This window comes from Micromonospora sp. LOL_023 (assembly GCF_048060115.1).
Classification (GTDB): domain Bacteria; phylum Actinomycetota; class Actinomycetes; order Mycobacteriales; family Micromonosporaceae; genus Micromonospora_E.
In genome coordinates, this window is the sequence record NZ_JBHMIM010000009.1 from 137,102 (window position 1) to 143,449 (window position 6,348).

At 69.9% G+C, this 6,348-nt stretch carries 7 protein-coding genes and 1 pseudogene; 2 read left to right on the forward strand and 6 right to left on the reverse strand.

Translation table 11 applies throughout. The annotated features are described in order from the left end of the window. Positions 1-91: 91 nt before the first annotated feature. Both ACFHVL_RS07445 and ACFHVL_RS07450 read right to left on the reverse strand, forming a co-directional pair. A pseudogene (locus tag ACFHVL_RS07445) lies at positions 92-541 on the reverse strand (alpha/beta fold hydrolase); the annotation flags it as partial. Between the two features lie 10 nt (positions 542-551). Then, positions 552-1,139 carry a TetR/AcrR family transcriptional regulator gene (locus tag ACFHVL_RS07450; RefSeq protein ID WP_416626433.1) on the reverse strand — a complete coding sequence of 196 codons (588 nt, stop codon included), beginning with the start codon at positions 1,137-1,139 and terminating at the stop codon, positions 552-554. 108 nt (positions 1,140-1,247) lie between these two features. Between ACFHVL_RS07450 and ACFHVL_RS07455 the strand changes: the two genes are divergently transcribed. Further along, positions 1,248-2,471 carry a macrolide family glycosyltransferase gene (locus ACFHVL_RS07455; protein WP_416555955.1) on the forward strand — a complete coding sequence of 408 codons (1,224 nt, stop codon included), beginning with the start codon at positions 1,248-1,250 and terminating at the stop codon, positions 2,469-2,471. A gap of 74 nt (positions 2,472-2,545) precedes the next feature. Here the strand turns inward: ACFHVL_RS07455 and ACFHVL_RS07460 are convergent, their stop codons facing one another. Further along, entirely contained in the window at positions 2,546-3,091 is a 546-nt protein-coding gene (locus tag ACFHVL_RS07460) for an NUDIX hydrolase (protein WP_416555954.1), read from the reverse strand. Continuing rightward, positions 3,088-4,227 (reverse strand): adenosylhomocysteinase, encoded by a 1,140-nt coding sequence (locus ACFHVL_RS07465; protein ID WP_416555953.1) that lies wholly within the window; start codon positions 4,225-4,227, stop codon positions 3,088-3,090. The genes ACFHVL_RS07460 and ACFHVL_RS07465 overlap by 4 nt, the downstream gene beginning before the upstream one ends. A 170-nt stretch (positions 4,228-4,397) precedes the next feature. Between ACFHVL_RS07465 and ACFHVL_RS07470 the strand changes: the two genes are divergently transcribed. Continuing rightward, complete coding sequence (locus ACFHVL_RS07470; protein WP_416626435.1) at positions 4,398-5,771, forward strand: helix-turn-helix domain-containing protein; 1,374 nt, start codon at positions 4,398-4,400, stop codon at positions 5,769-5,771. Between the two features lie 129 nt (positions 5,772-5,900). Here ACFHVL_RS07470 and ACFHVL_RS07475 read toward each other — a convergent pair whose 3' ends face one another. Both ACFHVL_RS07475 and ACFHVL_RS07480 read right to left on the reverse strand, forming a co-directional pair. Continuing rightward, entirely contained in the window at positions 5,901-6,083 is a 183-nt protein-coding gene (locus ACFHVL_RS07475) for a DUF397 domain-containing protein (RefSeq protein ID WP_416555951.1), read from the reverse strand. Next, positions 6,073-6,348, reverse strand: a 276-nt coding sequence (locus ACFHVL_RS07480) for a Scr1 family TA system antitoxin-like transcriptional regulator (protein ID WP_416626436.1), incomplete at its 5' end; no start/stop codon positions are given. The genes ACFHVL_RS07475 and ACFHVL_RS07480, both read right to left, overlap by 11 nt.

The window sequence follows — 6,348 nt, forward strand, 5'->3', positions numbered from 1 at the left end:
CCAGCCGGTGGAGACTCAAGCCGGGACGCAGACGGATCGGCGGGAACAGTCGTCGGCTCCGGGTCGGGCTCTACGTAAGGGCCATCGTGTCGGCGGCCCGCTGGCGTACCGTCGGGTCGGGGTCGGCGAGCAGCTGGCCGTAGCGCAGGAGCACCGGCTCGATCGGCGGCTCGGTGTCGGTCGGCGCGTACGCCAGGGCGAGCGTCGCACCCCAGGATCCGCCGTAGACGACCCAGCTCTCGACGCCTAGATGCGTGCGCAGCCGTTCGATGTCGGCGACGAGGTGGGCGGTGATGTTGGCACTCAGATCGGTGGCGGGGTCGGCGGCCGACGGGGTGCTGCGTCCGCAGTTGCGCTGGTCGAACAGGACGAGCCGGAACCGGTCGGGGTCAAGCGTACGGCGGTGCCGGGGCGTGCGGCCGCTGCCCGGCCCGCCGTGCAACACCGCGGCGGGTACGCCGCCGGGGTTGCCGCAGACCTCCCAGTAGACCTGGTGGCCGTCCCCGACATCGAGCAACCCGGTGTCGTACGGCTCGATCATTGCGTACTCCTCATCGGTTGCCGACGGGGGTGATGGCGGCGACGACCAGGTCGACGATGCTGTCGGCGTAGTCGTCGGTCAGTGGTCCGGTGCGTAGCAGCCAACGGTGGTAGAGCGGGCCGAACAGCAGCTCCACGACCTGGTCCAGGGCAGCATCGGGGCGGACCTGGCCGGCGTCGCGGGCGGCTGCCAGGCGGGCGCGGACCATGTCGAGCTGAGGGCGGAGCAGCCGGTCGCGCGCCTGGTCGGCCAACTCTTCGTCGGTGAGTGTCTCGATGGTGATGGCGCGGGTGGTGGCGGACAGTCGCGGATCGGCGAACTCGGCAACGGTGGCCCGGAGCACCTGACGCAGGTCGGCCTGCAGGTCGCCGGTGTCGGGCAGGGCGAGGGCGTCCGGCAGGTTGTCGGTGAGCGCGTCCAGGATGACCGCGCCTTTGCCGCGCCACCAGCGGTAGATGGTCTGCTTGCCGACCCCGGCGCGGGCGGCGATGGCCTCGATGGTGACGGCGGGGTAGCCCTGCTCGGTCAGCAGCGCCAGGGCGGCGGCGAGGATCGCGCGGCGGGACTGTTCGTTGCGCCGGGCGGGCTGTGGGGTCACCGCGACAGCCTACTGCGAGACGGTACGTCTCGTCTTGACGCGCCTGCGGTGGCGTGCTTCGCTGTTGGCGAGACGAAACGTCTCGTCTCCAAGTTTCCGGAGGTCCCCGTGCCGCAGCCGCACATCGCCATGGTCAGCATCCCGTTCCACGGCCACGTCAACCCGAGCCTGGAGATCATCCGGACCCTCGTGCAACGCGGTCACCGGGTCACCTACGCCAACGACCCCGCCTTCGCCGAAGTCATCGAGCACACCGGCGCCGAGCTGAAACCGTACGAAACGACGCTGCCCAGCGACGGTGGCGCCGGGACCGACGACCCGATCGAGCAGCTCACGCTCTTCCTCGACGACGCCATCGCCATGGCACCGCAGCTGCGGGCCGCCTACGCCGACGACCGGCCGGACCTGTTCCTCTACGACATCGCCGGCGCACCGGCCCGGCTGCTCGGCGAGCAGTGGGGCATCCCGGCCGTCCAGCTGTCGTCGACGTTCGTGGCCTGGGACGGCTACGAGCAGGAGATGGCGTCGGTCGTCGAGGCGATGCGGGCCGATCCGCGCGGCGCCGACTACTACCGGCGGTTCGAGCAGTGGCTGGCCTCGGAGGGTTCGTCGGTCACCGACAGCATGGCGTTCCAAGGCCGGCCGACGCGCAGCCTCGTGCTGCCGCCGGAGGCGCTCCAGCCGAACGCCGACCGGGTGGACCGGTCCGTCTACAGCTTCGTCGGCCCGGTCCTCGGTGACCGCTCCGACCAGGGGACCTGGGTCCGCCCGGTCGGCGTCGACAACGTGCTGCTGATCTCCCTCGGCTCCGCCTTCACTCGGCAGGCCGAGTTCTACCGCCGGTGCGTCGCCGCATTCGGCGACCTGCCCGGCTGGCACACCGTCCTGCAGATCGGCAGCCACGTCGACCCCGCCGAGCTGGGTCCCGTCCCGGACAGCGTCGAGGTCCACCCGTGGGTGCCGCAACTCGCCGTACTGGAGCAGGCGGACGCCTTCGTCACCCACGCCGGCATGGGCGGCAGCAGCGAGGGCCTCTACTGCGGGACCCCGATGATCGCCGTACCGCAGGCGGCCGACCAGTTCGCCAACGCCGAGCAGCTGGCCAGCCTGGGTGTCGCCCGGGTCGTCGACTCGGCCACCGTCACCGCCGCCGAGCTACGTGGGACGCTGCTCGCCCTCACCACAGACCCCGCCGTGGTGGCCCGCAGCGCCGACCTGAAGCGGCAGGCCCGGTCGGCAGGCGGCGCCGACCGGGCCGCCGACCTGATCGAGGCCGAAATCGCCGGTACGGCACGCAGCCACGCCGGGCAGCGTTCGACGATCGGCGGATGAACGGGTCGACGGTACGTCGCCGCGCTGCAGGTGCCTTGGTGGGTGTCCGCCCCTGGCGACCCAGAAGATTCCGCTTACGCCGGCGCGGCGACTGCGGCGATCCGCTCGGCCAGAACGGCGGGGGTGATCTCGGTGGCAGGCAGCCACGCGTAGTCGTGAACCTCCTCGGCCTGCAGCGTCACGTCCCGGGCGGTGGTGGTGAAGGCGTAGCGCAGGTCGAAGTGCTGGTGGTCGGGTTCGCCCTTGGCCGGGTTGGCCGGGATCGGGTGGACGTCGATGTCGATCGGCGTCTCGTCGAGCAGAGTCAGCGCCGCGGTGCTGATGCCGGTTTCCTCGGCGACCTCGCGCAGCGCGGCCCCGACCAGGGTGGTGTCGTCGGGTTCGAGGTGCCCGCCGGGGCGCAGCCAGGTGTTGAGCGCGTTGTGGCGGATGTGCAGCACTCGCCGGTCCGCGTCGAGGACGAGCGCCGAGCAGGTGACGTGCCCGGTGAACGTCGCGCGGGAGGTCAGGTCGCCGGGCTCGCGCAGGGCGGCGGTCAGCGCGGCGAGCCGGTCGGCCTCGTTGGGGTGGCGGGCCAGATAGACGGTGACGGTCGCGGCGATGTGGTCGGCGTCGATCATCGGTGTGCCCCCGGAGGGTTGAAGTGGGCCAGCCAGATCTCGGCGATGCGCTGCCGGTCGGCCTCGGGCACCTCATGGTAGCCAGGCTCGACCTCGCCGCTGGCGCACCGAGCGGCAGCGGCCAGGATCTCGGCCTGTACCAGGAAGATGAACGCTCCGACCGAGGCGCCATGCAGGAAGTTGACCGCGTTCCCGCTGGCGAGGAGGTAGAAGTAGTGCCCGACGGTGGTGTATCGGGTGACGTGCTCGGCTACCACGCTTTGCTCGTACACCCCGGTCAGGGTGTCGAGTTCGAGTTCATCCTCGCTGGAGGTGACCGAGGCCAGGTAGGCGCCGTTGGCCAGGCCGGTGAAGTCCTCGCCACGCAGCGCCAAGTTGCCGGTGGCGCACATGACTAATCCCGCCGTCGCCAGCGCCGCCCGGCGGCTGGCCGCGACGTGGAAGCCTTGCGCGAGGGCTTGCGTGGCGCGCACCGGGTCGGCGTCGTAGACGGTGACCCGCACACCCTTGGCGTGCAGGGTGCGGGCGATGCTGGAGCCCAGCTTGCCGAAGCCGACGACAGTCGCGGCCCGACCGGGGAGAATGTCCCCGCGCGAGCGCATCAGCGCCTCGGTGGAGAACACGATGGACTGACCGACCAGGTAGTCCTCAGACTGCTTGAGAGGGCTGCGTGCCACAGAGTAGATCGCGCACGGCGGCTTGCCCAGTTCGAGGTAGCGGCGATGGCCGTTCTCGGTGTCCTCTACCACGCCGAGGATCCGACCGGAGAACCGGTCGCACAGCTCGGCCAGCACCGGAGCGAAGTAGCCCCCCACGTCGAGCAGCACCACCGCCTGGCCGGCGGCGCGCTGTTCCAGATAGACGCACGCGGCATCCGGGTCGACGAACCGGTCTCGGGACAGCTCATCGACCGAGTAGGCCAAGCCCACCGTACGGGCTGCGGCGCGATGCACGCTCTTGGGTTTGGGCAGCACCCCAGCCACCGGCGTGATCCGGTCGACCGCGCGGATGAACGACGGCCGGTCCGCCAGCAGATGCGTGATCACCAGCGAGCGGGTGTCGGTGCCCGCCGGGTTGCCCGTGGCGATGATGGCGTGGAAGTAGCGGTCTAGGCGGGCGGTCTCAAAGGTCTCCACGGCAGGGACTCCTCAACAGACGGGCGAGCACGGCGAGAGCGTCTTGGCGGCGCGGTGTCCGCCGCCGGTCTGATACTTAGCGTCACCAGTGGGTGCCGGGTTGTGAACACCTGCGGTGTTGCGGCAACATCGGCAGCGACAAATCCGCTTGGCACCCGATGGTGGTGGCGATGGACGCTGGCGACGCCGTCCGGCAGGTTTTCGGTATGGCGCTGCGCCAGCTGCGCACCGAGGCTGGCCTGTCGCTCCGGGCACTCGGCAAGGCCACGCACTACGACTACAGCCGCATCAGCCGCGTCGAACGCGGCGAACACCTCATCGACGCGCAGTATGTGCCCGCCCTTGACGCCGCCCTTGGCACGGGTGGGCTGCTCGCCCTGCTGCACTCGCTGAACCCCGACGCCGAAACCGTCCGGGCGACAGGTCGGTTGACCCTGCCGACCGGTGGGCTACACGTCGATGATGGCGATAGCGTGACCTTGCAGCTGCAGACACCGGACGGAAGGACCGTACGAGTGAGCCTGTCCCGACGCGACCTCGGCAAGCTCCTCGCCAGCGGCGCGCTGCGCGCGGTCGTGCCTGCCGGCGTCGCTGACGTCGACGCCGCCGAGCGGCTGTCGAAGGTGCTGCGTGCGCCCCGCCGGGTCGATCCCCAGGTGCTTGACTACTTCCACACCTTGCTGGAGCAGCATTTCACCGCCGACAAGATGCTCGGCCCTTGCCAACTGCTCGGCCCGGTCATGGCGCAGATCCAGGTCCTCGACGAGCTGCGCCGCCACACCCGCCCTGGCACTACCGAGCCGACGCTACGGCTGCTCGCGCAGTACGCCGAGTTCGCCGGCTGGCTCCACCAGGACGCTGGCGACACCTCCGCTGCGATGTGGTGGTCGGATCGGGCCAGCGACTGGGCTCAAGCCGTAGGCGACTACCAGATGGTTGCCTACATGCTCATTCGCAAGTCCAACATCGCGCTGGCCGACGCCGACCCGGTGGGCGTCGTGGATCTGGCTGCCGCCGCGCGTAAGGTATCCGGCCCGGTCAGCCCCAAGCTGCACGCTCTGGCCACGCAGCAGGAAGCCCGCGGCTGGGCGCTGTGCCGCGACGCCGACGCCTTCCAAGACCGCCTCGACCTGGCCGCAGAGCTCCTACGCGAGCATCCCGACGACGTCAACGAGGACGCGCCGGTTTACCTGCACCATTACAACCTGGCCACCTTGGAGGAACAGTCCGCCTCCGGCTACCGTGCGTGCGGGCAGGCCGAGATCGCTGTGGCCATCCTGGAACGCCAGATCGCGGCAACACAGACGCACCTGCACCGCGACACCGGCCACCAGCTCGCCAAACTCGCCAACGCGGTGCTGGCAACAGCAGAGCCCGAACCCGAACGCGCCGCCGCACTCGGGCTGCGCTGCGTGGCGACCGCCCGCGACACCGGCTCGGCCCGCATCTCCGCTGAGCTGCATACCCTCGATCGCATCCTGACCCACCGCTGGCCCACCCTGCCTGCTGCGGTCGAGCTGCACGAAGCTCTGGCCTCCGCCTGACCGTTCATTACGGCTGCTCGCCTTCGCCGGCTGTACTCGCGGGCTGATCTAAGCGGTGTGAAGCCCTGGTCTGCCGCTGTGTGACAGCCGGCGGACCAGGGCTTCGTCGTTGGTCGGGAGTGGCGCGGGTCAGTGTGGGGTCTTCACCGTGTCGACGAAGTGCTGCCAGGCGGCGGTGTCGAAGGTGAGGACCGGGCCGGTGCGGTCCTTGCTGTCGCGGACGGCGACGCGGTACGGGTGGCCGGCCACCTCGACACAGTTGCCGTCGGCGTCGGACCGGGTGGACTTACGCCAGACGCCGTCAGCCTTCATCGTCGAACTCCTTGGCGATCCGGGTGATGAACTCGGTCGATTCTAACGGTGTGAGGCAGTGCTGCTTGAGTGACGACCAGATGCCCTCGTAGGTCTCGATCTCGGTGGGTTTGTCGAGGTAGATGGCACCGCACGGCCCGTCGGAGTAGACGGTGGTCGGCTCGGGTGGGCGGACGCTGACCTTGGGAAAGGTCCACGGCCCCGGCGTTGTTCCTCTATGCCTGATTTGATCACGGTTTGTTAGATGCGGTAGACGGCGAAGGCG